General features: G+C 72.8%; 25 protein-coding genes. 14 read left to right on the forward strand and 11 right to left on the reverse strand.

Annotation, left to right across the window (positions count from 1 at the left end; translation table 11 throughout):
- The first annotated feature begins 121 nt into the window (after window positions 1–121).
- From HZZ00_RS32225 to HZZ00_RS32240, 4 genes are all read left to right on the forward strand, one after another.
- The gene (locus tag HZZ00_RS32225) at window positions 122–1,240 is read left to right on the forward strand and encodes a hypothetical protein (protein WP_180329675.1); all 1,119 of its coding nucleotides are present in this window, start codon (window positions 122–124) and stop codon (window positions 1,238–1,240) included.
- Between the two features lie 162 nt (window positions 1,241–1,402).
- Window positions 1,403–3,040, forward strand: coding sequence for a M48 family metalloprotease (locus tag HZZ00_RS32230; protein WP_180329676.1), 1,638 nt, complete (start codon window positions 1,403–1,405; stop codon window positions 3,038–3,040).
- A gap of 64 nt (window positions 3,041–3,104) precedes the next feature.
- Window positions 3,105–4,196, forward strand: coding sequence for a hypothetical protein (locus tag HZZ00_RS32235; protein ID WP_180329677.1), 1,092 nt, complete (start codon window positions 3,105–3,107; stop codon window positions 4,194–4,196).
- An 89-nt stretch (window positions 4,197–4,285) separates the two neighbouring features.
- Window positions 4,286–5,563, forward strand: coding sequence for an ATP-binding protein (locus HZZ00_RS32240; RefSeq protein ID WP_180329678.1), 1,278 nt, complete (start codon window positions 4,286–4,288; stop codon window positions 5,561–5,563).
- Between the two features lie 85 nt (window positions 5,564–5,648).
- Here HZZ00_RS32240 and HZZ00_RS32245 read toward each other — a convergent pair whose 3' ends face one another.
- Window positions 5,649–6,689 carry an NAD(P)-dependent alcohol dehydrogenase gene (locus HZZ00_RS32245; RefSeq protein WP_180329679.1) on the reverse strand — a complete coding sequence of 347 codons (1,041 nt, stop codon included), beginning with the start codon at window positions 6,687–6,689 and terminating at the stop codon, window positions 5,649–5,651.
- Between the two features lie 183 nt (window positions 6,690–6,872).
- Here HZZ00_RS32245 and HZZ00_RS32250 point away from each other — a divergent pair, with 183 nt between their 5' ends.
- Window positions 6,873–7,805, forward strand: coding sequence for a helix-turn-helix transcriptional regulator (locus HZZ00_RS32250; RefSeq protein WP_180329680.1), 933 nt, complete (start codon window positions 6,873–6,875; stop codon window positions 7,803–7,805).
- On the opposite strand, the gene HZZ00_RS32255 is transcribed toward HZZ00_RS32250, so the two are convergent.
- The 4 genes from HZZ00_RS32255 to HZZ00_RS32270 form a co-directional block, all read right to left on the reverse strand.
- Window positions 7,777–8,460, reverse strand: coding sequence for an ABC transporter ATP-binding protein (locus HZZ00_RS32255; protein ID WP_180329681.1), 684 nt, complete (start codon window positions 8,458–8,460; stop codon window positions 7,777–7,779). The genes HZZ00_RS32250 and HZZ00_RS32255 overlap by 29 nt on opposite strands.
- A gap of 42 nt (window positions 8,461–8,502) precedes the next feature.
- Complete coding sequence (locus HZZ00_RS32260; RefSeq protein ID WP_180329682.1) at window positions 8,503–9,975, reverse strand: ABC transporter permease; 1,473 nt, start codon at window positions 9,973–9,975, stop codon at window positions 8,503–8,505.
- Window positions 9,976–10,098: 123 nt separating this feature from the next.
- A complete protein-coding gene (locus tag HZZ00_RS32265; RefSeq protein ID WP_180329683.1) occupies window positions 10,099–11,346 on the reverse strand; it encodes an Ig-like domain-containing protein in 1,248 nt (415 codons plus the stop codon).
- Window positions 11,347–11,588: 242 nt separating this feature from the next.
- Entirely contained in the window at window positions 11,589–11,933 is a 345-nt protein-coding gene (locus HZZ00_RS32270) for a hypothetical protein (RefSeq protein ID WP_180329684.1), read from the reverse strand.
- A 109-nt stretch (window positions 11,934–12,042) separates the two neighbouring features.
- On the opposite strand from HZZ00_RS32270, the gene HZZ00_RS32275 reads away from it, so the two are divergent.
- On the forward strand, window positions 12,043–12,381 hold the full coding sequence (locus HZZ00_RS32275) for an LAETG motif-containing sortase-dependent surface protein (protein ID WP_180329685.1): 339 nt from the start codon (window positions 12,043–12,045) through the stop codon (window positions 12,379–12,381).
- Window positions 12,382–12,423: 42 nt separating this feature from the next.
- Window positions 12,424–13,200 carry a hypothetical protein gene (locus tag HZZ00_RS32280; protein ID WP_257585486.1) on the forward strand — a complete coding sequence of 259 codons (777 nt, stop codon included), beginning with the start codon at window positions 12,424–12,426 and terminating at the stop codon, window positions 13,198–13,200.
- 68 nt (window positions 13,201–13,268) lie between these two features.
- Here the strand turns inward: HZZ00_RS32280 and hutH are convergent, their stop codons facing one another.
- From hutH to HZZ00_RS32295, 3 genes are all read right to left on the reverse strand, one after another.
- The gene (gene hutH / locus HZZ00_RS32285) at window positions 13,269–14,807 is read right to left on the reverse strand and encodes a histidine ammonia-lyase (protein WP_180333795.1); all 1,539 of its coding nucleotides are present in this window, start codon (window positions 14,805–14,807) and stop codon (window positions 13,269–13,271) included.
- 148 nt (window positions 14,808–14,955) lie between these two features.
- Window positions 14,956–16,098 carry a GGDEF domain-containing protein gene (locus HZZ00_RS32290; protein ID WP_074993101.1) on the reverse strand — a complete coding sequence of 381 codons (1,143 nt, stop codon included), beginning with the start codon at window positions 16,096–16,098 and terminating at the stop codon, window positions 14,956–14,958.
- A gap of 76 nt (window positions 16,099–16,174) precedes the next feature.
- Window positions 16,175–16,969, reverse strand: coding sequence for an enoyl-CoA hydratase/isomerase family protein (locus HZZ00_RS32295; RefSeq protein ID WP_180329686.1), 795 nt, complete (start codon window positions 16,967–16,969; stop codon window positions 16,175–16,177).
- A gap of 180 nt (window positions 16,970–17,149) precedes the next feature.
- Between HZZ00_RS32295 and HZZ00_RS32300 the strand changes: the two genes are divergently transcribed.
- Window positions 17,150–17,776, forward strand: coding sequence for a hypothetical protein (locus HZZ00_RS32300; RefSeq protein WP_257585487.1), 627 nt, complete (start codon window positions 17,150–17,152; stop codon window positions 17,774–17,776).
- 3 nt (window positions 17,777–17,779) lie between these two features.
- Here HZZ00_RS32300 and HZZ00_RS32305 read toward each other — a convergent pair whose 3' ends face one another.
- Together HZZ00_RS32305 and HZZ00_RS32310 are read right to left on the reverse strand one after the other, a co-directional pair.
- Window positions 17,780–18,901 (reverse strand): adenylate/guanylate cyclase domain-containing protein, encoded by a 1,122-nt coding sequence (locus HZZ00_RS32305; protein ID WP_070026148.1) that lies wholly within the window; start codon window positions 18,899–18,901, stop codon window positions 17,780–17,782.
- A 284-nt stretch (window positions 18,902–19,185) separates the two neighbouring features.
- Window positions 19,186–20,052 (reverse strand): biotin--[acetyl-CoA-carboxylase] ligase, encoded by an 867-nt coding sequence (locus HZZ00_RS32310; protein WP_180329687.1) that lies wholly within the window; start codon window positions 20,050–20,052, stop codon window positions 19,186–19,188.
- A gap of 110 nt (window positions 20,053–20,162) precedes the next feature.
- Between HZZ00_RS32310 and HZZ00_RS32315 the strand changes: the two genes are divergently transcribed.
- The 4 genes from HZZ00_RS32315 to HZZ00_RS32325 all read left to right on the forward strand — a co-directional run bounded on the left by HZZ00_RS32315 (window position 20,163) and on the right by HZZ00_RS32325 (window position 22,961).
- Complete coding sequence (locus tag HZZ00_RS32315) at window positions 20,163–21,776, forward strand: acyl-CoA carboxylase subunit beta (RefSeq protein ID WP_180329688.1); 1,614 nt, start codon at window positions 20,163–20,165, stop codon at window positions 21,774–21,776.
- A 24-nt stretch (window positions 21,777–21,800) separates the two neighbouring features.
- On the forward strand, window positions 21,801–22,010 hold the full coding sequence (locus tag HZZ00_RS32320; RefSeq protein ID WP_180329689.1) for an acyl-CoA carboxylase epsilon subunit: 210 nt from the start codon (window positions 21,801–21,803) through the stop codon (window positions 22,008–22,010).
- A gap of 151 nt (window positions 22,011–22,161) precedes the next feature.
- Entirely contained in the window at window positions 22,162–22,290 is a 129-nt protein-coding gene (gene mmpB, locus HZZ00_RS38890) for a morphogenic membrane protein MmpB (protein WP_257585489.1), read from the forward strand.
- Between the two features lie 53 nt (window positions 22,291–22,343).
- Window positions 22,344–22,961 carry a nucleoside triphosphate pyrophosphatase gene (locus HZZ00_RS32325; RefSeq protein ID WP_180329690.1) on the forward strand — a complete coding sequence of 206 codons (618 nt, stop codon included), beginning with the start codon at window positions 22,344–22,346 and terminating at the stop codon, window positions 22,959–22,961.
- Here HZZ00_RS32325 and HZZ00_RS32330 read toward each other — a convergent pair.
- Window positions 22,933–23,520, reverse strand: coding sequence for a hypothetical protein (locus tag HZZ00_RS32330; protein WP_257585490.1), 588 nt, complete (start codon window positions 23,518–23,520; stop codon window positions 22,933–22,935). The genes HZZ00_RS32325 and HZZ00_RS32330 overlap by 29 nt on opposite strands.
- A 362-nt stretch (window positions 23,521–23,882) precedes the next feature.
- Between HZZ00_RS32330 and HZZ00_RS32335 the strand changes: the two genes are divergently transcribed.
- Together HZZ00_RS32335 and HZZ00_RS32340 are read left to right on the forward strand one after the other, a co-directional pair.
- The gene (locus HZZ00_RS32335) at window positions 23,883–25,655 is read left to right on the forward strand and encodes a biotin carboxylase N-terminal domain-containing protein (RefSeq protein WP_180329691.1); all 1,773 of its coding nucleotides are present in this window, start codon (window positions 23,883–23,885) and stop codon (window positions 25,653–25,655) included.
- Between the two features lie 187 nt (window positions 25,656–25,842).
- Window positions 25,843–26,499, forward strand: a complete 657-nt coding sequence (locus tag HZZ00_RS32340) for a hypothetical protein (protein ID WP_180329692.1) — start codon at window positions 25,843–25,845, stop codon at window positions 26,497–26,499.
- The last annotated feature ends 56 nt before the right edge of the window (window positions 26,500–26,555 follow it).

A 26,555-nucleotide genomic window follows, 5' to 3' on the forward strand; every position in this document is an offset into this window, starting at 1 on the left:
GCGGGGGCCGGGCGGAGCCGGTCGGCCGGGCCGCGGTCGGCTGTCATGGCCCGAACCAGAGTTGTCCACAGGCCCGGGGCGGGGTTGGTCAATTGTCGGTCGTGTCTGGTTCGCTTGGGGCATGGCGATTCTCTGGCTGCTCATGGCGCTGCTCATGCTGGGCTTCGTGGCGCTCCCGCTCGTGCGGCGCAGGCGCGGGATGATCGAGCAGGTGCACCCGGGCCACCCGGACGCCGCCGACCCCGCGGCCTACGGCTTCCTGCGCCAGGAGGAGCTGGACATCCGCCTGCCCGGCCCGGACCAGGACCTGCTGGACGCGCTGGAACTGGTGCAGCGCACCCAGGACTACACGGCGGCGGCCCAGCTGCTGGCCGGCACCGAGACGGACGGCGAGCTGCGCTGGCAGCGGGTGCAGGCCCTCGCCGGGGCGGCCGCGCTGGAGCTGCGGCAGCGGCCGGGCGGGGTGCACGAGACGCCGGGCGGCCAGTGGCTGCGGGTGTGGCGGGCCGAGCGGCCGCAGGACGCGGGCGGCGCCGCGGTGCACGCGGAGTTCCTGGTGCAGCAGGGCTGGCGGGCCCTGGCGGACGGTACGAAGGACTTCCGGCTCATCATGGAGGAGGCCCGGGAGGTGTGCGGGCAGGCGGCCGCCCTGGCGCCCGCCGATCCGGTGCCGCACATCATCGAGCTGGCGGTCGCCCGGGGGCTGGGCTGCTCCCGGGAGGAGTTCGAGGGTCTGTGGCTGAAGGTCCTCGACCGTGCCCCGCACCACATGGGCGCGCACCTGGCCGCGCTGCACTACTGGTGCGAGAAGTGGCACGGCTCGCGTGAGCAGGCGTACGCCTTCGCCGAGGCGGCCGCGGCCCGCGCCCCGCGGGGCTCGCTGCTGGCCGCGCTGCCGCTGTTCGCGGTCTTCGAGCACCTGCCCGAGGTGAACCTGGTGCTGAGCCTGTACCGCGGCGAGGTCGTCGCCAAGGCCGTCCTGGGCGCGCAGCACGCGGCGCAGGAGGCCCGCTCGGACGACCCGGTGCTCCCGCACGTCCGCCACATGCTGGTCTTCTTCCTGGTCCGCGCCGAGCGCTGGGCCGAGGCCATGCACCAGCTGATACGGGTGGACGGTCATGTCGGCGCCCTGCCCTGGTCCCTGGCGGCCGATCCGGCGGCCGAGTTCGCCGTCTACCGCGCCCTCGCGGTGGCCGGTTACGAGGCCAACGGCGGCAATCCGGCCAGCCTGCCGCACTGACCCCGGCCGGGTCCCCGGAACAACTCGATTGCCCTTCTGACCTGCGGTAGGGCATACTCCGGCATCCCCCCACACCGCGGCGCGCGCACCGGCATCCACCGGCGCGGGCGTGCCGAACCCGTCCCTTTCCCGTCTTCGAGGTCCTGTGGGGGGATCCACCCGATGGGCGCAACTCTGCGCGCGCTGCGCGCTCTTGTGCTGCTGCTCGGCTTCTATCTGCTGAGCCTGGTCCTGCTGGCCGCACTGGTCGGCGTCGACATCGCCGCCTTCACCTGGGGCCACGGCCCCCTGGTGTTCAAACTCGGCTTCGTCACCGTGCTGCTGGCCATCCCGGTCGTGCGGGGCATGCTGATGCTGCGCACCCCGAAGGGCGAGGACGGCCCGGGGATCGACGTCACCGAGGCGGCCGAGCCCCGGCTGTGGGCGCTGGTGCGGGAGGTCGCGGCTGCGGCCGGCACCCGCGCCCCCGACCGGATCCGGCTCACCGGCGAGGTCAACGCGGCGGTCAGCGAGGAGCCCCGGCTGCTCGGTCTGCTCCCGGGTCCGCGCCGCCTCTACCTGGGCGTGCCGCTGCTGATCGGTCTCACCGAGGCGCAGCTGAGGTCCGTGCTCGGCCATGAGTACGGCCACTTCACCGGCGGCGACACCCGGCTGTCCGCGCTGGTGGTGCGGGGCCGGGTGCAGATCGGCCGGGTCATCGAGCAGTTCCACGAGCGGGCGGACGGCAAGGTGGCCGCCGACCGCGGCAAGCAGGAGCGGGCCGCGGCCAAGCGGGTCGCCAAGGGGAAGAAGGCCAAGGCGGTCGACACCTCGGGCTCCGGGGCGATGTACCGGGTGATGGCCGGGATCTACACCCAGTACGCCAAGCTGTACCTGCGTGCCTCCCTGTCCACGGCGCGCGGCCAGGAGTTCGCCGCCGACCAGGTCGCCGCCCGGATCGCGGGGCGCGACGCGACGGCCGCCACGCTGCGCGAGATCCCGGCGCTGTCCGTCTCCCACGGTTTCTACCTGGACTCGTACGCCACCCTGGGGCTGTCGGCCCGGCTGCTGCCGCCGCGCGGCGAGTTCTTCGGTGGCTTCGGCCGCCTGCTGACGGCCCGTGAGCAGGAGCTGGAGCGGCTGCGCACGGAGCTGCCGGAGGAGACGGAGGACGCGTACGACTCACATCCGCCGATCGCCGAGCGGGTGCGGCGGATCGAGGCGCTGCCCGCCGACGGCCGTGCCGAGGAGGCCACCGGTCCGGCGCTCGCCCTGCTCGCCGACCCGCAGCGGACCCTGGCCGCGCTGGAGGACGCCGTCCTGACCGACGAGGTGCTGGCCTTCGGCCGCGCCACCGGCTGGCCGGAGCTGCTGAACGCCTCGATGGCCTCGGGCCTGTCCGCCGCGCGGACCCCGCTGCACCAGGCGCTGGCCGACTACACCGGGCAGCCGCCGACACTGGCCGCGCTGCTGGAGACGGTCGACGACGGCCGGCTGTGGCAGCTGGCCGACCGGTTGCCGCTGTCGCCGGAGGCGTCCGCGGCGCGGGGCCGGGCCCGGCGCGAGTTCGCCCGGCCGGTGCTGCGCCGGTCGCTGCGGACCATGGTGCTGGCCGAGTTCAGCGCGCGCTCGCTGCTGAACTGGGAGTTCTCCTGGTCCCGCCCGGCCGAGGTACGGCTGCCCGGCGAGACGACGGCGACGGCCGGGGCCGGAACGGCCCCGGAGGCCGCCCTGGAGGCGGCGCTGGACGCGGTCCTGGCGGACCAGCCCGACACCGGCGCCCTGCGCGCCCTGCTGCCGCCGGCCCCCCAGCCCGCGTGACCACCCCCTCCCGCCGGCCTCCCGCCGGCTCCCCCCTGACGAGACGAACGGACCGCACTCACCGATGACCGTCCTCCTGTGGATCCTGGGCATCCTGGCCCTGCCCGTGGTGATCGCCGCCGTGTGGCTCACCGGTGTGTTCCTGAAGGAGCTGTTCTCCCCGAGTCCGCCGGACCCGAACGAGACGGCGATCGCCGCCGAGCAGCGGGGACTGCTGCCCCCGGAGCGGCAGGACACCGAGCACTCGGCGCCCGTGCCCGCCCCCTGGTCGGCCGCCCTGGAGGCGGCGCGCGGCGGCGACTGGCAGCCGGCGGCGGCGCTGCTGCGCGCCAACGGACGTGACTGGGAACGCCGTTCGTCGATCGTGTCGCTGCTGGGCACGCTCGCGGCCCAGGAGGACGGCTGGCTGACGGACTGGGAGGCCGCGCGCCTCGCGGACCCGGACGCGGCCGTGGTCAGGGCGCAGAGCACGGTGTACCTGGCGTGGGAGCTGCGCGGCGCGCAGCGGGCCGGGTCCACCACCCGGGAGCAGTTCGACGGCTTCCACCGCACGCTGGCCACGGCCCGCGAGGAGATCGCGCGGGCCGCGGAGCTGAACCCCGAGGACCCGACGCCGTACGTGGTGGAGGTCTGGGTGGCGCTCGGCCTCGGGTATCCGCACGCCGAGATGGACAAGCTGTGGGCGGAGATCACCAAGCGCGCCCCGCACCACTACGGGGCGCACTACGCGGCGCTCCAGTACTGGTGCGAGAAGTGGCGCGGCTCCAAGCGGCTGGCGTTCGAGTTCGCGGCGCGCGCGGCGGCCGGGGCGCCGCCCGGCAGCCTGCTGACGGCGCTGCCGCTGATCGCGCACTTCGAGCACGACGACACCACCGATGTCGCGGTGGACAGCACCCCCGAGATGCTCGCCCTGGTGGACGCGGGTCTCGCCGACGCCACGGCCTGCGCGGCCGCCGACCCCGACCGTCCGGGCCTCGCCCAGCTGCGCCACCTGCTCGCCTACTACCTCCACCTCCAGGACCGGCACGAGGCGGCGCTGGAACAGTTCCTGCTGGTCGACGGCTATGTGGACGCCCTGCCGTGGAGCTACCGGGGCGACCCGGCGGAGTACTACTGCCGGGTCCGCAACGAGACCGTGGGAGCGGTGGCCGCCTGACCGGGGCCGGGGCGCCGGCGCCCTGAGGTGTCGTCCTCCGCACCCGCGGAGACAATGGAAGACTCCCCCGGCGGTGAGGTGGTGTCCCCATGCCGGCATGGCACCTGCGCGACTATCACGACGACGATCTCGACCAGGCCATCCAGATCTGGGACCAGTCCCGGCAGGCCGACGAGGACCCGGTGTTCCCGGTGTCCGAGGTGATGGCCGCGGCGAAGGCCGGGCAGACGGCGGTGGTCGCCGTGGTCGGGGACGAACTGGTGGGGATGGCCGTGGCCCAGGCCCAGGGCAAGCGGGGCTGGATCCTGCTGATGGCACTCGCCGCCCGCTGGCGCGAGCGCGGGATCGGCAGCGCCCTGCTCGCCGAGCTGGAGCGGCGGCTGCGGGCGCTGGGGGTCCGGTACATCAGCGCGCTGCTGCCCTCGGGCGCCGCCGGTTCGAAGGCGCTGACGAACACCGGTTACCGGTGCCGCGACGACCTCGCCTACTTCGAGAAGCTCGAACCGCTCGGCGCCGCCAACGCGGACGTCCTCACGGCTCTCGGCGGGCGGCTGCTGCCCGCGGGGCTGTGGGACGCCATGGCGGGCATGGAACGGGAGAAGCAGGTGGTGGAGCGCCGGGTGGTGCTGCCGCTGACGGAGCCGGCGCTGGCCGACCGCTACGGCGTCGTGCCGCCCAAGTCGGTCATCCTGTTCGGGCCGCCCGGCACCGGCAAGACCAGTTTCGCCAAGGCGGTCGCCTCCCGGCTCGGCTGGCCGTTCGTGGAGCTGTTCCCGTCCCGGCTCGCCGCCGACACCAGCGAGGGGCTGGCCACGGCGCTGCGGGAGGCCTTCGCGGACCTGGCGGAGCTGGACTCGGTGGTGCTGTTCATCGACGAGGTGGAGGAGATCGCCGCCGCGCGCTCCGGCAAGGCGGTCGATCCCGGCCACGGGGTGACCAACGAACTCCTGAAGCTGATCCCCGTGTTCCGGGAGCCCGACGCCCGGCTGCTGGTGTGCGCGACCAATTCCGTACGGTCCCTCGACGCCGCCTTCCTGCGGCCGGGGCGGTTCGACTACGTCATCCCCATCGGCCCGCCGGACCCGACCGCCCGCGCGGCGATCTGGACCCGCTACCTCAGGGACGCGGGCGACTCGGTCGACCTCGGCCGGCTGGTCGCCGCCACCGAGCTGTTCACCCCGGCCGACATCGAGTTCGCCGCCCGCAAGGGGGCGCAGTCGGCCTTCGAGCGCGAGGTCGCCGAGCGCCGGGGCCGCCCGGCCGGCACCGAGGACTACATGGCCGCGGTCTCCGACACCCGACCGACCCTCACGCCCCGGGCGATCGAGGAGTTCCGCGAGGACATCGACACGTACACCCGGCTCTGAGCCGCCGCCCCGGCGCACGCGCGCACCCGGCCGCGCGCCACGGAGGCAGCGGGCGGCCGGGCGCGCGTACGGCCGGACTACCGGCTCAGATCGTGGCGGTGTCGATCACGAAGCGGTACCGGACGTCGCTCGACAGCACCCGCTCGTACGCGTCGTTGATCTCGGACGCGCCGATGAGTTCGATCTCGGCGCCCAGGCCGTGCGCGGCGCAGAAGTCCAGCATCTCCTGGGTCTCCGGGATGCCGCCGATGCTGGAACTGCTGACGCTGCGGCGGTTGCCGAAGAGGGACTGCAGGACGATCTGGACCGGCTCCTCGGGCAGGCCCACGTTCACCATGGCGCCGTCCGTGCGCAGCAGGGACAGGAACGCGGCGAAGTCGAGCGGGGCCGAGACCGTGTTGAGGATGAGGTCGAAGGTGCCCTTGAGGTCCTCGAAGGTCTTCGGGTCGCTGGTGGCGTGGTAGTGGTCGGCGCCCAGCCGCAGACCGTCGTCCTTCTTGCGCAGCGACTGGGACAGGACGGTCACCTCGGCGCCGAGCGCGTGGGCGATCTTGACGCCCACGTGGCCGAGTCCGCCGAAGCCGACGACGGCGACCTTCTTGCCGGGGCCGGCGTTCCAGTGCTTCAGCGGGGAGTAGGTGGTGATACCGGCGCACAGCAGCGGGGCGGCCACGTCGAGGGCGAGCCCGTCGGGGATGCGGACGACGTAGTTCTCGTCCACGACGATCTTCTGCGAGTAGCCGCCGTAGGTGGGCCGGCCGTCCTTGCCGATGCCGTTGTAGGTCATGGTCGGACGCTGGTCGCAGTACTGCTGGAGGCCGGCCCTGCAGTTGTCGCACTCCCGGCAGGAGTCGACCATGCAGCCGACGCCCACGCGGTCGCCGACGGCGTACTTGGTCACACCGGAGCCGACCTCGGAGACGACTCCGGCGATCTCGTGGCCCGGCACCATCGGGAAGATGGCCTTGCCCCAGCCCTCGCGGACCTGGTGGATGTCGGAGTGGCAGATGCCGGCGAACTTGATGTCGATCAGTACGTCGAACTCGCCGACCGCCCGTCGCTCGATGGTGGTCCGCTCCAGGGGGGCCTTGGGGGCGGGCGCGGCGTACGCGGCAACACTGGTCATGTCGGGGTTCTCCCTCACAGGATCGGGCAGGCGCCGGCTGTCTTTCCACCGAGCGCACCACCCAGCGTGCCCCGTCCGGCCCGGGTCACCCAGCCCACGCCTTTGCGTACGACCGCCGTGCCTACCACTGGCGGGATCAGGCTGACACGCCCACGACCGGCGGCCCCACCGGATACTGGTGGTATGGACGAACAGCCGGAAGCAGCCGTCGCCGGCCCGCCCCTGGACCGGCGGGCCGAGCTCAGCGAGTTCCTGCGCAGCCGACGGGCCCGGCTGAAGCCGGAGGACGTGGGGCTGCCGGACTTCGGCCGGCACCGCCGGGTGCCGGGACTGCGCCGGGAGGAACTGGCGCAGCTGGCCGGGGTGTCGGTGGCCTACTACACGCGCCTGGAGCAGGGCAACGGCCGCAATGTCTCGGCGGAGGTCCTGGACTCCATCGCCCGTGCCCTGCGCCTCACCGACGCGGAGCACGCGCACCTGACGCACCTGGCCAAGCCGAAGTCGCACAAGAAGAAGCCCGCGGCCCGCCAGCAGCACGTGCGCCCGGCGCTGCGGCAGCTGCTGGACACGATGGAGGGCGTACCGGCGTACGTCGTGGGCCGGCGCTCGGAGATCCTCGCCTGGAACCGGATGGCGGCCGCGGTCTTCGGGGACTGGGACGACCTGCCGGCGGGCGAGCGCAACTGGGCGCGGCTGGTGTTCCTGCGGCCCGAGTACCGGGAGCTGTTCATCGACTGGGAGCAGAAGGCGATCGACATCGTCTGCGCCCTGCGCATGGACGCGGGCTGCTGGCCGGACGACCCGCGCCTGTCCGCCCTGGTGGGTGAACTCTCCGTGAAGAGCGAGGAGTTCCGCCGGCTGTGGGCCACGCACGACGTCAAGGAGAAGAGTCACGGCGTCAAGCGGCTGCACCATCCGCTGGTGGGCGACCTGGCCCTGAACTTCGAGTCCTTCCGGCTGTCGGACGGCACCGACCAGTCCCTGCTCGTCTATCACGCGGAACCCGGCTCCCCGTCCGCCGAGTCCCTGCGTCTGCTGGCCAGTTGGGGCGCGGACGCCACCCGGGCGGGGACGTCCGCGCAGCCCCTCAGGCCCCGGCGTTCTCCTTCACCGTGATCCTGCCCCGGCGGATGGTGACCAGCCGGGGGGCCTTCTTCGCGAGGGCGGAGTCGTGGGTGACCATGACGAAGGTCAGCCCGTGCTCCTGCCACAGGCGTTCGAGTACGTCCATGATCTCGTCGCGCATGCCCTCGTCGAGGTTGCCGGTCGGCTCGTCGGCGAGCAGCACCTTGGGTCTCTTCACCAGTGCGCGGGCGATGGCGACGCGCTGCTGCTGACCGCCGGACATCTCCGAGGGGAGGTGGGCGAGGCGTTCGCCGAGCCCCACGGAGTTCAGTGCGTCGGCGGCCAGTTCGCGCCGTTCCTTGGCCTTGATGCCGAGGGGGACGAGGGCGGTCTCCACGTTCTCCTGGGCGGTGAGGGTGGGGATGAGGTTGAAGGACTGGAAGACGAAGCCGATGTTCTCGCTGCGGACCCGGGTCAGCCGGGCCTCGCCGAGCGTGGCCAGGTCCGTGCCGTCGAGGACGACCTGGCCGGAGGTGGGGCGGTCCAGGCCGCCGAGCATCTGGAGGAGGGTGGACTTGCCGCCGCCGGTGGGGCCCTGGATGACGAGGCGGTCGCCGTCGCCGATGGTCAGGTCGACGCCGTCGAGGGCGTGGACGGTCTCCTTGCCCCGGGTGTAGCGCTTGGTGACGTTCTTGAGGTCGTACATGGTGGCTCCTGGGAGGGTTGGGGTGGGTGCGCTGCGCGGCCGTTACTCCACCCGCCGCAGCGCGTCCGCCGGTCGCAGCCGCGACGCGCGCCAGCCGCCGAACGCCCCCGCGATCAGGCCGCCCGCCACCGCGAGGCACACCGCCAGGGCGATGGTCGTCACGCTCACCGGGGCGGTGAGGGCGATCTCCAGGGACTTCGCCGCCTGCCGGCCGGGGCCGCCGAAGCCCGCGCCACCGCCGCCGAAGGAGCCGCCGCCGGGCCGCTCACCGCCGAAGCCGCCTCCGCTCGCGCCCAGTTGGGCGGAGAGGGTGGGGCTGATCGCGGTGACGGCGTAGGCGCCCGCGAGGCCGAGGGCGATGCCGAGGACGCCGCCCACCAGGCCGTTGACGACGGCCTCGCCGACCACCTGCCGGGTGACCCGGCCGGACTTCCAGCCGAGCGCCTTCAGGGTGCCGAACTCGCGGACCCGGCGGGAGACCGCGGACGAGGTGAGCAGCCCGGCGACCAGGAACGCGGCGACGAGCACGGCGATCGACAGCCACTTGCCGACGTTGGTGGCGAGCGAGGAGGCGGTGGACAGGGAGCCCGAGACCGTCTTGGCGAGGTCGGAGGAGGTGGTGACCGTCGTACCGGAGACGTTCTTCTGGATGGCGCTCTTGACGGTGTCGATGCGCTGGGAGTCGGTCGCCCTGACGTAGATGGTGGTGACCTTGTCCTTCTCGCCCGCGAGTGTCTGCGCCTGCTTCAGCGGGATGTACAGGTTGGCCGCGGAGTCGCCGCTGTCCGCGGTGGCGATGCCGATCACCTTGTACGCGGTGCCCTTGATGGTGACGGTGGAGCCGACCTTGTACTTCTTCTCCTTGGCGTAGGCCGAGTCGGCCACGGCCACCTTGGCGTCGGTCTCGGTGGTCTTGAAGCCGCGGCCGCTGGTGATCTTCGAGGAGGTCAGCGGGCCGAGCCCGGTCCGGGTGACGTCGGTGCCGTAGACCGAGTACTGGTTGATGCCGAAGTCGGCGCCACCGCCCTTGACCTCGCCCTGCGGTTCGCCGGAGGCGCCGCCGCGCCGGAAGCCGCCCGCGCCGCCGCCCTGCTGGAACTGGCCGCGGGTGAAGGTGCCGCTGACCTTGACCACGGAGAGGTTCAGCCCGCCTGCCGCGGCCGCCACGCCCCGCTGGCCCGCGACCTTGTCGACGGTGGATGAGGCGAGGGTGGTGAAGCCCTGCACCCGGACCCGGTCGCTGCTCTGCGTCGTCTTGTCGCCCTCGCCGCGCGCGCCGAACTGGAAGCGGGGCTGCTGGGAGCCGGCGGCCGCGGGCGTGGCCGCCTTGGTGACCGTCATGTCCGTACCGAGGCCGTAGAGCGACTGCAGGACCTTGTCCTGGGCCTTGCCCATGCCGTTGGCCACGGAGTTGACCACGATGACCAGCGCGATGCCCAGCGCGAGGCCGGAGGCGACGACGAGCGCCGCCTTCCTGCGGCGACGCAGTTCGCGTCTCAGGTAGGTGAAGAACATGGCGGCACGTTAGGAGCGCAGCGTGACGGCACCCTGAGGCCGTCATAAGAGGGCGATGAGAAGGCCCGAAAACGGCGAGTGCCGCCCCCGAGGGGGCGGCACGGGCACGGGGGTGAGGGCGGCTCAGACGGCCGAACCGGCCTTCCACTGGGCCCAGTCCATGTTCCAGCCGTTGAGGCCGTTGTCCGGGGAGACGGTCTTGTCGCCGGTGTGCTGGATGACCACGACGTCACCGATCAGCGAGTGGTTGTAGAACCAGGCGGCCGGGGTGCTCGGGTCGCCGGCGCCCTTGACGTCCCGGAGGCCGACGCAGCCGTGGCTGGTGTTGACGCTGCCGAACACCGAGGGGGCGCCCCAGTAGTTGCCGTGGATGAAGGTGCCGGAGGTGGTCAGGCGCATGGCGTGCGGCACGTCCTTGATGTCGTACTCGCCCTTGCCGTCGTCGTCGGTGAAGCCGACCGTCGCACCGTTCATGCGGGTCTGCTTGAACTTCTCCGAGATCACCATCTGCCCCTCGTACGTGGTGTGCTCGGGGGAGCCGGCGGAGATCGGGATGGTCTTGACGACCTTGCCGTCCTGCGTGACCTTCATCTGGTGGGTCTGCGCGTCGACGTAGGAGACCTGGTTGCGGCCGATGTGGAAGGTGACCGTCTTCTGCTGGACGCCGTAGACGCCGTTGGCACCCTGGACGCCGTCGAGGGCGAGCTTCAGGGTGACGGTGGAGCCTTCCTTCCAGTAGTCCTGGGGGCGGCAGTCCATGCGGTTGGCGTTGAACCAGTGGCAGGCGACCTCCTGGCCGCTGCTGGAGGTGACCGTGATGCCCTTCTGCACGGCCGCCTTGTTGGTGATCGCCTTGTCGAAGTTGATCGAGACCGGCATGCCCACACCGACGGTCGAGCCGTTGTCCGGGGTGAAGGAGCCGATGAAGCTGTTGGTCGGGGAGACGGTGGTGAAGGACGCGTTCTCGTGGGCTATGCGTCCCTGGGAGTCCTTGGCCTCCGCGGCGATCTTGTAGGTGGTGGAGCGCTCCAGCTGGACGGTCGGCTTCCAGCTGGTCTTGTCCGCGGACAGCTGGCCGGCGACGCTCTTTCCGTCCTCGGTGGTCATGGTGACCGTGGTGAGCGTGCCCTTGCTGACCGTGACGGTGCCGGAGTTGTTGATCGACGCGTTGTTCGAGCCGTCCTTCGGCGTGACCGCGATCTGCGCCTCCGACGACTTCTTGGCCGCCGCCGCGTCCGCCTGGGCCTGCGATGATTCGCCGTTGCCGTGGGCCGAGGCCTTGTCCCCTCCGGAACAGGCCGAGAGCATCAGCACACCACCGAGCAGAGCGGACGCGGCCACCAGGCCCTTGCGCCGCTTACCGTCCGTCATCACAAACTTCTCCATCGTTGCCGAGTCGCAGATAACCCCGAGAGTTCCCCGTGAGAACCTTCAACGCTACGGCCGGTTCGTCCCGTTCCGGATCCGCCGGAGTGTGGGGCACACCACCCCCGCCAGGCGGTTGGCGGTTCGCCGCCGGGCGATGCGTGGTGCGTGACCGTTCCGTACGCCCCCCGAGACGGCGAAACCCCGGACGGCGGTTGCCGTCCGGGGTCAGGAGTGCCCCGGGACGTTCAGCCGATGCCGTCCTCTTCTTCGTCGTCGTGCCCATCATCCCCGTCCATGTCCCATTCGGGCGAGTCAGGGTCGTAGTCGATCCGCTCACTCGACCAGGAGGCCTGCTGGAGTTCCACCCCGGGCACCTCGCTGACCAGGTCGAACGGATCGACGAGATACGCCAGCGCCTCCGCGGTGTCTTCCGTCACAGCGCTCTCGGCCTGGCCGCGCTCGGCCTCCGGCAGCTCCTGGTCGGCGGCGATCCGGCGCAGCGCGGCCTTGGCCACCTCGTCCTCGTCGCGCACCTCGACCACCAGCTCCACGCGAAGCCGCACAAAACGTGATGTCTCTTCGTCGTTCATGGCGCGAGCGTACGGCCGAAACCCGCCGTGACTTTCCCGTGACCCGCGCCTTTCACTAACATCGCCCCACACGGCCAATTCGCCAGCGTCACAAGGGGATCGATATTCCGTGTCATCCGCTCGCCGCCCGTTGCTGACCGCCACCGCCGCGGGCACCCTGCTCTGCGCCCTGTGGTTCGTCCCGTCCGCGAACGCGTCCCAGGAAACCCCGGCGAGAGACACGGCGGCCGGCTCCGCTCCGGCCCTCTCCGCGCCGGTCGCCGAGCAGGCCAAGGCGGTCTCGGCGGACACCGCGCGGACCGGTACCGGGGCGGCGGACGGCAGCGCCCAACTCGCCGACACGGGCAGCCCGGACACCACGCCCTACGTCGTCGGCGGCACCCTGTTCCTCGCCCTGGGCGCCGGGTTCGTGGTGTATTCGGTGCGCCGCGAACGCCTGGGTTTTTAATCTGCCTTGACTGATCTTTCACAGTGATTACATAGTTCGCTCATGAAGAGATCATCGGGCGTGCGACTGTGCGCCGCCGTCGCTGTGAGCGCGCTGTCGTTCGCCCTTGCAACGGGTTGTTCCGGGGGGTCTTCGGACAGTTCCTCGGACGCCAAGGGCAAGAGCCCCGAAAAGGCGTCCAGCGCTGCCGAGTTGAAGAAGCTGGTCGTCACCGGGGACGAGCTGCCCGGGTTCGACGTCGGGCCGGTCAAGCAGGCCGAGGCCAAGCGGATCACCACCGACAGCGCGGACTGCCGCCCGCTGACGCAGGTGCTCAGCGGGCTCCCGCCCGTCGACGCGCAGGCCAGCGCCGACCGGCTCGCCACCGAGAAGGCGCAGAAGCAGCCCGCGAGCAAGCCGACGTCCCTGGACGACCTGGACGAGGACAAGTTCGAGGGCGCGCTGCAGAAGTCCCTGGACCGGGACGTCACCACGGTGACGCTCGCCTCGTACGACGGCGACGGCGCCGAGCAGGCCCTGAAGGCGGTGTCGGCCGCGGTGAAGGCGTGCGCGGGTGGCTTCGTCGGCCAACAGGCGGGCAGCAAGGTGAACTTCACCAAGGTGACCGAGGAGAAGGCCGCGGGCGGCGGCGACGGATCGGTGGCGTTCGCCGCGTTCAGCGAGACCGACGGGAAGACGGCCCCGGTCTACGGCGAGGTCGACCGGCACGGCACCACCCTGTCCGGCTACTTCACGGTGAACCTCGGCTCGATGATGGCCGAGAAGGCGTACGCGGTGACGCCGGCCGTGGTGAAGGCCCAGGAGGCCAAGCTCAAGTGACGTAGAAGGAAAGGGGCCCTGTCCGGTGACAGGGCCCCTTTCCTTCTACACGGATCGCCGCGCGCGGCTTACCGCAGCGGGCCGGTGACCGTCTCCGCGGCCGCGACCAGGTGACCGCCGCGCACGAAGGCGTCGGCCGCGGCCAGGTCGGGGGCGAGGAAGCGGTCCGGGCCGGGGCCCTGGACACCGGCGGCGCGGGCGGCCTCGATCACGGCCCGGGAGGCGGGCGCGGGGCTCAGGCCCTCGCGCAGTTCCAGGGCGCGGGTGGCCGCGTACAGCTCGACGGCGATGATCCGGGTGAGGTTGTCCACGGCGGTGCGCAGCTTGCGCGCGGCCGACCAGCCCATGGAGACGTGGTCCTCCTGCATCGCGGAGGACGGGATGGAGTCGGCCGAGGCCGGGACGGCGAGCCGCTTCATCTCGCTGACCAGGGCGGCCTGCGTGTACTGGGCGATCATCAGGCCGGAGTCCACGCCGGCGTCGTCGGCGAGGAACGGCGGCAGCCCGTGGCTGCGGTTCTTGTCCAGCAGCCGGTCGGTGCGCCGCTCGGCGATGGAGCCGAGGTCGGCGGCGGCGATCGCGAGGAAGTCGAGGACGTAGGCGACCGGCGCGCCGTGGAAGTTGCCGTTGGACTCCACGCGGCCGTCGGGCAGCACCACCGGGTTGTCCACGGCGGAGGCCAGCTCGCGCTCGGCGACCAGGCGGGCGTGCGCCATGGTGTCCCGGCCGGCGCCCGCGACCTGCGGGGCGCAGCGCACCGAGTAGGCGTCCTGGACACGCGGGGCGTCGTCCTGGTGGTGCCCGGTGAGCTGGGAACCCTTCAGGACGGCCAGCATGTTGGCGGCCGAGTCGCCCTGGCCCGGGTGCGGGCGGATGGCGTGCAGCTCGGGCGCGAGCACCTTGTCGGTGCCGAGCAGCGCCTCCAGGGTGAGGGCGGCGGTGATGTCGGCGGACTTGAAGAGGTTGTCGAGGTCGGCGAGGGCCATGACCAGCATGCCGAGCATGCCGTCGGTGCCGTTGAGGAGCGCGAGCCCCTCCTTCTCGCGCAGCTCGACCGGCTGGATCCCGTGCGCGGCGAGCAGCTCGCCGGCGGGCCGCACGACCCCGTCGGGCCCCTCGGCCTCGCCCTCCCCCATCAGGGTCAGCGCGCAGTGCGACAGCGGGGCGAGGTCCCCGGAGCAGCCGAGGGAGCCGTACTCGTGCACGACCGGGGTGATCCCGGCGTTGAGCACGTCCGCCATGGTCTGCGCGACCTCGGGGCGCACGCCGGTGTGCCCGGAGCAGACGGTCTTCAGCCGCAGGAACATCAGGGCCCGGACCACTTCGCGCTCCACGCGCGGGCCCATGCCGGCGGCGTGCGAGCGGACGATGTTGCGCTGCAGCTGGGCACGGAGTTCCGGGCTGATGTGCCGGGTCGCCAGGGCGCCGAAACCGGTGGAGACGCCGTAGACCGGGTCCGGCTTGGCCGCCAGCGCGTCCACGATCTCGCGGGCCGCGGCCAGGGCGGCCACCGCCTCCTCCGACAGCTCGATGCGGGCAGCGCCGCGCGCCACGGCGAGAACGTCGGACGCCGAGACACCGGACGTCCCCACCACCACAGTGTGCATATCCATATTCAGGAGCGTACGCATTGAATGCAGTGATGTCACTAGTGGGGACGGGGAGCGCCCCTTACGGGACGGTGTGGCCTTCGCCTCACGAGGTCACCCCGACGGGGGGCAGGCGGTCCGCGGTCGGCGGACCGGGGACCGGCGGTCACGGCCGGCGGCCGCGGAAGCGGCGGCGTTCGGCGCGGGAGGGCGGCGGCTCGTCGGCGAGGCGTACGACCGGATCGTCCGGCCCCTCCCGGCCGGCCACCACGGGGCGGTCCGCCCGCATGGCCTTGGCCCGGTACTGGGCGGCGTCGGCGAGCCTGAAGAGCCGCCGGGCGTCGTCCACCGGGCCGATCGGGTCCTCGGTCGAGGCGACCCCGCAGGCCACCCCCTCCCCCAGCTCCAGCACGCCCGCCCGGCGGCACAGCTCGTCCGCCGCCTTGACCACCTCGTCGGCGGGCGGGCCGACCGCGAGCAGGCAGAACTCGTCCCCGCCGAGCCGCGCGGCGAGCGCGCCCGGCACCATCGCCCCACACAGCGACAGCACCGACCCGAAGCGCTCCAGGAGGCGGTCGCCGACCGCGTGCCCCTGGGTGTCGTTGACCCGCTTGAGCCCGTTGAGGTCGCAGACCACGAGGCTGACGACGGCACCGTCCGCGCGGTGCCGCTCGATCGCCTCCTCCAGGTGGACGTCGACGGCCCGGCGGTTGGCGAGACCGGTGAGGGAGTCGGTGAAGGCGAGCCTGCGGGCCTCCTCCAGCTGCTCGGTCTGCGCGAGCCCGGCGGCGACGACCGCGGCGAGCACGGTGGCGAAGTCCGCGTCGGCGCGGCCGAAGACCGGAGCCCCGATGGCGCGGGCGACGTACACCTCCCCCCAGGCCCTGCCGTGCAGCACGACGGGGGCGACGACACAGCAGCCGCGTCCGCGGCGGCGCAGGGCGGCGACGCGCTGGTGGAAGTAGCCGGGGGTGCCGGCGGCGGTGCCCTCGGCGGTCTCCACCCAGGCGTTGGGGCCACCGCCGCCGGCCCAGCGCTCGTGCAGGAACTCGGTGATCTCCGGGAACTGGTGCACCGGGTAGGCCTCGGCCTCCGGGAACTCCTGCTCGTCCGGGCGCCGGTCCCCGACGTTCACCAGCACCCGCAGCCGGCCCAGCTCCCGCTCCCACACCGACAGCGCCGCGAAACTGCCGTCCAGCGCGCGGCAGGCGCCGAGGGCGGCGGCCTCCCACGAGTCCCGGGGGGTGTGCGCCGCGGCCATCCCCTGGGCCAGCGCCACCACTGCGGCAAGCCGCTTGTCGTCAGCCATTACTCCAGGCTAGGGAGGTTTTGGGGGGTTTGTGACGTCGGCGGGCGGCGCGGGTGAGCGGTGACCCCGGAGGCGGCTACTCGCCCGGCCACTGCGGCTTGCGCTTCTCGTTGAACGCGGCGACCCCCTCCGCCCGGTCCCCCGAGAAGGCCACCGACCGCCAGGCCGCGTCCTCCACCTCCAGCCCCGTCCGCAGGTCCAGGCCGTGCCCCAGCCGCAGCGCCCGCTTCGCCGCCCGCAGCCCCACCGGGGAGTTCGCCGCGATCCGGGCGCCGAGCGCCAGCGCCTCGTCCCGGTCCCGCCCCTCCTCGACCACCTGGTCCACCAGTCCCAGCTCACCGGCCTCCGCGGCCTCCAGCCGCCGCGCCGAGAAGATCAGCTCGGCCGCCCTGGCCGCCCCGACCCGCCGCGGCAGCAGCTGCGTACCGCCGCCGCCGGGGATCACGCCCACGGACACCTCCGGCAGCCCGACCACGGCCGTGCGGTCGGCCACGATCAGGTCGCAGGAGAGCGCCAGCTCGAACCCGCCGCCCAGCGCGAACCCGTGCACCGCCGCGATCGTCGGCATCGGCAGCTCCAGCACCCCGGTGTACGCACCCCGCGCCACCGGCCGCTGCCGCATCAGGTCGGCGTCGGTGAAGGAGTTCCGCTCCTTGAGGTCCGCGCCGACGCAGAAGGCCCGCTCGTGCGACGAGGTCAGGACGACCACGCGCGCGTCCCGGTCCGCCCCCAGCGCCGTGCAGGCGGCCGCGATCGAGCGGGCCATCTCCGTGGAGACGGCGTTCATCGCCTTGGGCCGGTCCAGCACCAGCTCCGCGACGTACCCGTGCCGCCGTACCAGCACGAACTCCCCGAACCGCGCCTCGCTCATCGCATCCTCCGGTACACCTGTTAACGCGGGTTAACCCACTGTCGGCCCGATCATCGCAGCCGCACCCGATCACAGGAAACCCCACACCGCTACGCCCGTTCGAGTGACATCACGGCCGTCTCCCCCCACATCACCCACAGGAGCGCATAGCGTGCGCTGCGCGGTGGGGGGAGAGAGAACATGCGAGCGACGCGTACTCCGATACGGACGACGACGGCACCGGCGGAGCCGGGCGGCCGGTTCGGCGGCTTCCGGCGCGGCCGGCACCGCAGGCCGCGCCGCCGCAAGGCCCTGCTCGCCGTCGGCGGCCTCGCCCTCGCGGCGGCCGTCCTGAGCCTGGTCCGCATGTCCCCGGAGTCCGGCGTCGGCGCCCCGGGCACCGCGGCGGCCGAACCCCGGCTCGCCCCGGGCGTCACCCCCGGCACCACGGCGGGCCCCACCCTCAAGGGTGGTTCCACGGCCGCCCCCGCGACCCGCACCGCAGGCCCCGGCGCGCTCGCCCCGGCGGTCTCCGTGCCGCGCGGACCGGGCACCGCACCGGACCCCGGTGGCTCCCCGCGGGCGTCCGCCGCGCCGGGCCGTTCGGCGGCGCCGCCCCGGACGGTCACCACCGCGCCGAGCACCCCGACCCGGACGACGGCCCCTGCCTCCACCGCCTCCGCACCGCCCGCCTCGCACCCCGCTCCGCCGCCGAAGCCCACGCCCACGCCCGACCCCGGGCAGAGCGCGCCGGCGCCGGGCCCCGGCGGGCTGTGCCTGCCGGTGATCGGCCTCTGCGTGGACGTGACGGGGCCCCACTGGGGCTGACGGCTACGGCTGCCGGCCGTCCCGGCGGGCGAGCAGCCACGGCTCGACCACGCCGAGCCCGCGCACGGGCCGCTGCCACATCGGCTGGAGCGCGAAGCGGTACGACGGCGGTTCCTCGCCCTCCTTCTCGGCGGCCGCCGCGGCCTCGGCCGCCTCCGCCTCCGAGGCGGGCGCCTCGCGGGTGCGGATCAGCTCCTCGGCGAACGCGCTGTCCACCAGCACGGCGTCGCGCGGGGCGATGGAGGTCAGCCGGGAGGCGAGGTTCACCGTCGTGCCGAAGACATCGCCCATCCGGGTGGTCACGGTGCCGAAGGCCATGCCGACGCGCAGCTCGGGCATCGTCTCGTCGTTGGCCAGCGTCTCCACCAGGCGCAGCGCGATGTCCGCGGCCGTGCCCGCGTCGTCCGCCGCGTACAGCACCTCGTCGCCGAGGGTCTTGATGAGCCGGCCGCCGCGCGCGGCCACCAGGTCGGCGGCGGTGGTCTCGAAGGCCTCGACGAGTTCGCCGAGTTCCTCCTCCTCCATGCGCCGGGTCAGCCGGGTGAACCCGACGAGGTCGGCGAATCCGACGGCCAGGCGCCGGTCGACCATCTCCTCGTCGTCGGCGGCCTGGACGACCCGGCCGGTGGCGGCGGCGAGCTGCCGGCGCCAGACGTAGACCAGGAACTCCTCCAGCTCCGGCAGCAGCAGCTCGACCAGGGGGTACGTCACCTCGGTGCGGGTCATGCCGGGCTCGGGGGGCTCGGTCAGGCCCTCCAGGAAGGAATCGATCTGCCACTCCGCCAACCGGGCGGTGGTCTGGCCGGTCGAACGGGCCACCTGCACCGCCATGGCCTCGCTGAGCAGGCCCGCCTCCACCAGACCGGCGAGCCGGCGCAGGGCGAGCACGTCCGCCTCGGTGAGGGCCTTGGCCTGGCCTATGTCCGCGAAGCCCATCGCCCGCCAGAAGCGGGACGCCAGCTCCATGGAGACGCCTGCGCTGCGGGCGGCCTGGAAAGGGGTGTAGCGGCGCTCGGCGCCCAGGATGAGCTGTTCGAGACGGAGCGCGAGCGGATCCTCGCCGGAGTCGGCGGCGCTGGGGTCCGTCCGGCCTTGCTCGCCGGGGCCCGTGTCGTCGACGGTCACGCCTGCTGCCCTTCCGATCTGCCGCGGTCAGGTATCGACCGGCCTCAACTCTACGGCAGGTGTGCGCCAGCTCACTCCGTTGGGTTCGGCCGACGTCCACTCGCCCCGCACCGGCAGGTCCCCGCGTCCGAGTCCCCCGGAGGCCCGCCCTCAGCTTGCGGCCCCCGGCCGCCGCACGCACCCGCGGGCCACGTCCGCCGGCCCGGCCACGCGTCCCCGCGCCCCTTGCGGGACGCCGGGGCCCGTAGTCCCGACCAGGTGCGACGACCGTCCCCCGCCAGTGGTCACGCCGGGCGCAGATGGACGATGTCCCCCGCGCCCACCGGTTCCTGGACGCCCTCCGCCGTGGCGATGACCAGGCGGCCGTCGCCGTCCACGGCCACCGCCTCGCCGACGAGGTCGCGGTCGCCCGGCAGCTGTGCCCGCACGGTGCGGCCCAGCGTCGCGCAGCCCGCCGCGTAGGCCTCCTGGAGGCCGCACACGGCGGGATCGCCGTCCGCCGCGCGCCAGCGGCCGTACCAGGTCTCCAGGGAACGCAGCACGGCCCGCAGCAGCGGGTCGCGGTCCGTGTTCACGGCGCCCGCCAGCAGCAGCGAACCCGCTGCCGGGACCGGCAGTTCGTCCGCCCGCAGCGAGACGTTGAGGCCGAAGCCGATCACCACGCCGTCGTCGCCGGCCCGTTCGAGGAGGATGCCCCCGGCCTTGCGCTCCTCGCCGTCCACGGTCACCAGCAGGTCGTTCGGCCACTTCAGCGCCGTGTCCACACCCGCCGCCCGCGCCAGCCCCGTGGCCACCGCGACCCCGGTGAGCAGCGGCAGCCAGCCCCAGCGCGCGACCGGCACCCCGGCGGGCCGCAGCAGCACGGAGACGAAGAGGCCGGAGCGCGGCGGCGCCGACCACCGGCGGTCCAGGCGGCCCTTCCCGGTCGTCTGCTCCTCCGCCACCAGCACCGCGCCCTCCGGCACCGGTCCGGCCGCGACCCGGGCCACCAGGTCGTCGTTGGTGGAACCGGTGCGCTGCACCACGTCGAGCCCGGACCACAGTCCGCCCTCGCGCACCAGGGCCCGGCGCAGGGCGGTCGCGTTCAGCGGCGGGCGGTCCAGATCGGACCAGCGGCCGCGGTTGTCGTCTGCTGCATCTCGGGGCGTCATGCAAGCCACCCTAGGTGTGGCAAACGACGCAGTGCTGATCGGTAGGCCCAGCACTACTCTACGAACGAGTAACCGTCCCCCCTTTTGAGCAGGCAGGGAGCCGCATCCCGATGTCCGAGCCGGAAGAGCGTCAAGAGATCCAAGGGATCGACATTCACACGACCGCGGGCAAGCTCGCGGATCTCCAGCGGCGCATTCACGAGGCGACGCACGCCGGTTCGGAGCGCGCCGTCGAGAAGCAGCACGCCAAGGGCAAGCTGACGGCCCGTGAGCGCATCGAACTGCTCCTGGACGAGGGGTCGTTCGTCGAGCTGGACGAGTTCGCCCAGCACCGCTCCACCAACTTCGGACTGGAGCGGAACCGGCCGTACGGAGACGGCGTCGTCACCGGCTACGGCACCGTCGACGGCCGTCCGGTCGCCGTCTTCTCCCAGGACTTCACCGTCTTCGGCGGTGCCCTCGGCGAGGTCTACGGCCAGAAGATCGCCAAGGTGATGGACTTCGCCCTGAAGACCGGCTGCCCGGTCATCGGGATCAACGACTCCGGCGGCGCCCGGATCCAGGAGGGCGTCGCCTCGCTCGGCGCGTACGGCGAGATCTTCCGCCGCAACACCCACGCCTCCGGCGTCATCCCGCAGATCAGCCTGGTCGTCGGCCCGTGCGCGGGCGGCGCGGTGTACTCGCCGGCCATCACCGACTTCACGGTGATGGTCGACCAGACCTCGCACATGTTCATCACCGGCCCGGACGTCATCAAGACCGTCACCGGCGAGGACGTCGGCTTCGAGGAGCTGGGCGGCGCCCGCACCCACAACGCCGTCTCCGGCGTGGCCCACCACATGGCCGGGGACGAGAAGGACGCCGTCGAGTACATCAAGCAGCTGCTGTCCTACCTGCCGTCCAACAACCTCTCCGAGCCCCCGGTGTTCCCGGAGGAGGCGGACCTCTCCCTGACCGACGAGGACCGCGAGCTGGACACCCTCGTCCCGGACAGCGCCAACCAGCCGTACGACATCCGCACGGTGGTCGAACACGTCGTGGACGACGGCGAGTTCTTCGAGACGCAGGCCCTGTTCGCGCCGAACATCGTCACCGGTTTCGGCCGGGTCGAGGGCCGCCCGGTGGGCGTCGTCGCCAACCAGCCGATGCAGTTCGCGGGCTGCCTCGACATCGACGCCTCCGAGAAGGCCGCCCGCTTCGTGCGCACCTGCGACGCCTTCAACGTCCCCGTGCTGACCTTCGTGGACGTGCCCGGCTTCCTGCCCGGCGTCGGCCAGGAGCACGAGGGCATCATCCGGCGCGGCGCCAAGCTGATCTACGCCTACGCCGAGGCCACCGTCCCGCTGATCACCGTGATCACCCGCAAGGCCTTCGGCGGCGCCTACGACGTCATGGGCTCCAAGCACCTGGGCGCCGACCTCAACCTGGCCTGGCCGACCGCCCAGATCGCCGTCATGGGCGCCCAGGGCGCGGTCAACATCCTGCACCGGCGCACCCTCGCCGAGGCGGAGGCGAGCGGCGAGGACGTGGAGGCCGTGCGGGCCCGGCTGATCCAGGAGTACGAGGACACCCTCCTCAACCCCTACGTGGCGGCCGAGCGCGGCTATGTCGACGCGGTGATCATGCCGTCCGACACCCGCGCCCACATCGTCCGGGGCCTGCGTCAGCTGCGCACCAAGCGGGAATCACTGCCCCCGAAGAAGCACGGCAACATCCCCCTCTAGGCCCGCCGAGCGACAGGAGCCGACATGACGATCAAGGTCGTACGAGGCAACCCGACCCCCGAGGAGCTGGCCGCCGCCCTGGCGGTGGTCCGGGCCCGCGCCGCGGCGGCAGCGGTGGCGCCGTCCGGCGCGCCGGGGCCGCGGGACGCGTGGGCGGACCCGTCGCGGATCGCCGCCGCGCGGGTGCCCCGGCCGGGCCCGGCGTCCTGGACCCGCACCTACTGGCCCAGCTAGGGAGATCCTCCAGGCGGTCCACCCAGGGGATGCGCCAGGGGCATCCCCCAAGGGGCGCGCGTACGGGGCCGGGCACCGGGGCGCGACGGCGGGGCCGACTTGAGTACCGGTACTCAGGCGGCCCCCGCCGGCCGGGCCGCACGCTAGGGACATGTTGTGGTCAGACCCGGACGACGAGCCTCCGAAAGAGCTGCGCGACGCGCAGGACATGCTGCGGCGGCTCGGCGTCCTGATGGCCGTCGTCGTCATCCTGGCGATGGCCGTGGCCGGTCTGCGCTAGGGCTTCTCGTCGCCGGGTGAGCCCCGGCGCAACCGGGTGACTAACCTGGCCGCATGACCGCAACGCGCCGCAGGCGACTCGTGCTCGCCTCCCAGTCCCCCGCCCGCCTCGGCCTGCTCCGGCAGGCGGGCTTCGCTCCCGAGGTCGTGGTCAGCGGGGTCGACGAGGACGCCGTCACCGCTCCCACCCCGGCCGAACTGGCCCTCGCCCTGGCCGAGGCGAAGGCCTCCGTCGTGGCGGCGCTGCCCGAGGTGCAGGGCGCCCTCGTGATCGGCTGCGACTCGGTGCTGGAGCTGGACGGGCACGCGCTCGGCAAGCCCGCCGACGCCGAAGAGGCCACCGCCCGCTGGAAGTCGATGCGCGGCCGGGCCGGTGTGCTCCAGACGGGTCACTGCGTCTGGGACACGGAGGCCAAGCGGTACGTGTCGGCGACCGCCTCCACCGTCGTGCGGTTCGGCGAGCCCAGCGACGAGGAGGTCGCCGCGTACGTGGCCACCGGCGAGCCCCTCCACGTCGCCGGGGCGTTCACCCTGGACGGCCGCTCCGCGCCGTTCATCGAGGGCATCGACGGCGACCACGGCAACGTGATCGGCCTCAGCCTGCCCCTGGTGCGCAAGCTCCTCGCCGAACTGGGCGTCGGCATCACGGAGTTGTGGGAACCGGCGAAGTGAACCGGGCGGGGACGGAGTCCTGCGGCTCCTCCCCGTCTCCATCTTGGGGCTCCTCCGTACGGCCCGCCACGGGTTCCCCCGCGGGGCCGGCGGCCGGTCCGTGCCCGGCCCTCGGCTCGCCGCCCGCCCCGCCGTCCCCGCCGGGCACGGACCGCGGCCCGGGGCCGCCGTCGCGGTCGTAGGACACCAGCAGCAGCACGAGGAGCGCCAGCACCACCACCATGACCAGGAAGGCGGTCCAGCCGACCAGGCCCCAGGCGAAGGCGCCCAGCAGGCCGTGCACGACGGCCGCGCTGACCAGCACGACCCGGCCGAACCCGGCGGGGGCGCGGTCGCGGACCGCCACCAGCAGGGCGACCAGCGCGCACAGCGCGAAGTAGAGGCCGAAGACGACGCCGCCGATCTTCGAGGACGTCGACATCAGATGCGGGTCCAGGCCGGCCATGGACATCTTCTGCCGCTCCACGACCACGCCGAGGAACCAGTTCAGCGCCGCGACGCCGAGCGCCTCCGCCAGGAGGACGACGGTCACCACCCACGCCACCGGCCTGCGCACCACCGATCCCCACCCACTCTCGAACCGTTCGCCGTTACCCGCAGTAGTACGGGACGTCGTGAACGCTACTAACGGGTAAACCAGGGGACAAGGGTTCGCGCGGCAGCAAAGAATCGTTGGGCCATTCGTAGGGACTCGACAAAGAAACCGAGTGGGGCGCGGCACGCCCTTACAGAGACCTTGGCCACATGGGCGGGCTAGGGTTTTCCGAAGGAGTCCTGCGTAGCAAGGTGCGACCGGGACTTTCGCGGGTCGGGCGAGCCCCGCATCACGCTCCGTGTGGGCAAGCTCACCATTGGGGACGGGTCGAAGTGCCGTGTCGGCAGTCCCTAAACTCGGCTTGTTTCAAGGAGGGAGCCTCAATCGTGCGCAAGGTGCTCATCGCCAACCGTGGCGAAATCGCTGTCCGCGTGGCCCGGGCCTGCCGGGACGCCGGGATCGCGAGCGTGGCCGTCTACGCGGACCCGGACCGGGACGCTCTGCATGTCCGCGCCGCGGATGAGGCGTTCGCCCTGGGCGGTGACACTCCGGCGACCAGTTATCTGGACATCGAGAAGGTCCTGAACGCCGCCCGCGAATCCGGCGCGGACGCCATCCATCCGGGTTACGGCTTCCTCTCGGAGAACGCCGAGTTCGCGCAGGCCGTGATCGACGCCGGTCTGAACTGGATCGGCCCGCCGCCGCAGGCCATCCGCGACCTGGGCGACAAGGTCGCGGCCCGGCACATCGCCCAGCGCGCCGGCGCCCCGCTGGTGGCCGGCACGCCGGACCCGGTCAGCGGCGCCGACGAGGTCGTGGCCTTCGCCGAGGAGCACGGCCTGCCGATCGCCATCAAGGCCGCCTTCGGCGGCGGTGGCCGCGGTCTGAAGGTCGCCCGCACCCTCGAAGAGGTGCCCGAGCTGTACGACTCGGCGGTGCGCGAGGCGGTCGCCGCCTTCGGCCGCGGCGAGTGCTTCGTGGAGCGCTACCTGGACCGTCCGCGGCACGTGGAGACCCAGTGCCTGGCCGACAAGCACGGCAACGTGGTCGTCGTCTCCACCCGTGACTGCTCCCTCCAGCGCCGCCACCAGAAGCTCGTGGAGGAGGCCCCGGCGCCGTTCCTCTCCGACGAGCAGGTCGCCGAGCTGTACCGCGCCTCCAAGGCCATCCTCAAGGAGGCCCACTACGAGGGCGCGGGCACCTGTGAGTTCCTGGTCGGCCAGGACGGCACGATCTCCTTCCTGGAGGTCAACACCCGCCTCCAGGTCGAGCACCCGGTGTCCGAGGAGGTCGCCGGCATCGACCTGGTCCGCGAGATGTTCCGCATCGCCGACGGCGAGGAACTGGGCTACGACGACCCGGAGCTGCGCGGCCACTCCTTCGAGTTCCGCATCAACGGCGAGGACCCGGGCCGCAACTTCCTGCCCGCCCCCGGTACGGTCACCACGTTCGCCCCGCCGTCCGGTCCCGGTGTCCGCCTGGACGCCGGTGTCGAGGCCGGCTCGGTCATCGGCCCGGCATGGGACTCGCTGCTGGCCAAGCTGGTCGTCACCGGCCGCACCCGCAAGGAGGCCCTGGAGCGGGCCGCGCGGGCGCTGGACGAGTTCCAGGTCGAGGGCATGGCGACCGCGATCCCCTTCCACCGCGTCGTGGTCAGGGACCCGGCCTTCGCCCCCGAACTGACCGGTTCCACCGAGCCGTTCAAGGTCCACACCCGCTGGATCGAGACCGAGTTCGTCAACGAGATCAAGCCCTTCGCCGCGCCGGCCGACGCCGAGGCGGAGGAGGACGCGGGCCGCGAGACCGTCGTCGTCGAGGTCGGCGGCAAGCGCCTGGAGGTCTCCCTCCCGTCGTCGCTGGGCATGTCCCTGGCCCGCACCGGCCTCGCCGCCGGTGCCAAGCCGAAGCGCCGCGCCGCCAAGAAGTCCGGCCCGGTGGCCTCCGGTGACACCCTCGCCTCCCCGATGCAGGGCACCATCGTCAAGATCGCCGTGGAGGAGGGCCAGGAGGTCAAGGAGGGCGACCTGGTCGTCGTCCTGGAGGCCATGAAGATGGAGCAGCCCCTCAACGCCCACAAGGCCGGCACCATCAAGGGCCTCACCGCGGAGGTGGGCGCGTCCATCACCTCGGGCGCGGCGATCTGCGAGATCAAGGACTGATCCCCGCCCCCACAGGCAGCACGACGGCCCCCGGCTCTCCGCCGGGGGCCGTCGGCGTCTTCGGGGACCGGGCCGGCCGACACGGCCCGCCCGGCCGGGTCCGCCGGGTGGATTCGCCGGGACTGTCACCTATGGCGGCCCTCAGGCATGATGATCACCGACCAGAGGCCCACGAGAGGGAGTATCCGTGCACGTGAACAGGGTCTGGGCCAGGAGCGCCGTCGCCGCCGCCGCAGGAACGGCGATACTCTTCGGCACCGCCTGCGAGGGTCCGTCGGCCCTGGCGGACGGGGACAAGGGCAGCGCCTCGAAGAGCGCGCCGAACCCCGGCTTCGCGGCCTTCCGCGGCAAGCCCTGCCCCGAGCCCACCGCTGCCGACAGGACCGACGGCCGTCTGATCACCACGGTCGTGGGCCCGGAAGAAGACGTCACCGTCCGGCCTGGCGGCGAACCGCGCACCGTCCTCGTCAAGCTCTGCAACACCACCGGCACGACACTCCGGGACATCGCGCTCTCCGCGCAGGTCGAGTGGGACTACGCGGGCGAGCGGAAGCCCGGGCTGACGCTGGAACGGCGCGAGGCGCCCGACGGCGACTGGCACCCCGTCGAACTGCGTGTGGCCAACGACTACGACCCCCTGGCCGGCGCTTCCGGTGCCAAGGACCTGCCCGCCCACGGCACCCGCATCGTGGAGTACCGGATCAGCGCCGCCGAGGACGCCCCCGCGGGCCGGGGAGGGTTCGGCATCCATGCCGTCCGGGCCGACACGGACCCGTCCGACATGGCGGGCCTGCGAAGCGGTGGCCACGGAACCTTCCGGCTCGTCACCGCCCCTCGCGGGTGAGGGGAGGCGCGAGGGCCCCCGGGGGCCGGGGCCCACGGCGGACATGCCGGACGCGT

The sequence above is a fragment of the Streptomyces sp. NEAU-sy36 genome, from assembly GCF_013423905.1.
Lineage (GTDB): Bacteria > Actinomycetota > Actinomycetes > Streptomycetales > Streptomycetaceae > Streptomyces > Streptomyces misionensis.

Coding starts and splice junctions, on each gene's coding strand:
- HZZ00_RS32295 (WP_180329686.1), bottom strand. CDS start 16,969: ATGAGCGAGGCGCGGTTCGGGGAGTTCGTGCTGGTACGGCGGCACGGG.
- HZZ00_RS32310 (WP_180329687.1), bottom strand. CDS start 20,052: ATGACGCCCCGAGATGCAGCAGACGACAACCGCGGCCGCTGGTCCGAT.
- HZZ00_RS32250 (WP_180329680.1), top strand. CDS start 6,873: ATGGACGAACAGCCGGAAGCAGCCGTCGCCGGCCCGCCCCTGGACCGG.
- HZZ00_RS32235 (WP_180329677.1), top strand. CDS start 3,105: ATGACCGTCCTCCTGTGGATCCTGGGCATCCTGGCCCTGCCCGTGGTG.
- HZZ00_RS32255 (WP_180329681.1), bottom strand. CDS start 8,460: ATGTACGACCTCAAGAACGTCACCAAGCGCTACACCCGGGGCAAGGAG.
- HZZ00_RS32270 (WP_180329684.1), bottom strand. CDS start 11,933: ATGAACGACGAAGAGACATCACGTTTTGTGCGGCTTCGCGTGGAGCTG.
- HZZ00_RS32265 (WP_180329683.1), bottom strand. CDS start 11,346: ATGACGGACGGTAAGCGGCGCAAGGGCCTGGTGGCCGCGTCCGCTCTG.
- HZZ00_RS32300 (WP_257585487.1), top strand. CDS start 17,150: ATGCGAGCGACGCGTACTCCGATACGGACGACGACGGCACCGGCGGAG.
- hutH (WP_180333795.1), bottom strand. CDS start 14,807: ATGCACACTGTGGTGGTGGGGACGTCCGGTGTCTCGGCGTCCGACGTT.
- HZZ00_RS32245 (WP_180329679.1), bottom strand. CDS start 6,689: ATGACCAGTGTTGCCGCGTACGCCGCGCCCGCCCCCAAGGCCCCCCTG.
- HZZ00_RS32280 (WP_257585486.1), top strand. CDS start 12,424: ATGAAGAGATCATCGGGCGTGCGACTGTGCGCCGCCGTCGCTGTGAGC.
- HZZ00_RS32320 (WP_180329689.1), top strand. CDS start 21,801: ATGACGATCAAGGTCGTACGAGGCAACCCGACCCCCGAGGAGCTGGCC.
- HZZ00_RS32315 (WP_180329688.1), top strand. CDS start 20,163: ATGTCCGAGCCGGAAGAGCGTCAAGAGATCCAAGGGATCGACATTCAC.
- HZZ00_RS32260 (WP_180329682.1), bottom strand. CDS start 9,975: ATGTTCTTCACCTACCTGAGACGCGAACTGCGTCGCCGCAGGAAGGCG.
- HZZ00_RS32230 (WP_180329676.1), top strand. CDS start 1,403: ATGGGCGCAACTCTGCGCGCGCTGCGCGCTCTTGTGCTGCTGCTCGGC.
- HZZ00_RS32225 (WP_180329675.1), top strand. CDS start 122: ATGGCGATTCTCTGGCTGCTCATGGCGCTGCTCATGCTGGGCTTCGTG.
- mmpB (WP_257585489.1), top strand. CDS start 22,162: ATGTTGTGGTCAGACCCGGACGACGAGCCTCCGAAAGAGCTGCGCGAC.
- HZZ00_RS32325 (WP_180329690.1), top strand. CDS start 22,344: ATGACCGCAACGCGCCGCAGGCGACTCGTGCTCGCCTCCCAGTCCCCC.
- HZZ00_RS32240 (WP_180329678.1), top strand. CDS start 4,286: ATGCCGGCATGGCACCTGCGCGACTATCACGACGACGATCTCGACCAG.
- HZZ00_RS32290 (WP_074993101.1), bottom strand. CDS start 16,098: ATGGCTGACGACAAGCGGCTTGCCGCAGTGGTGGCGCTGGCCCAGGGG.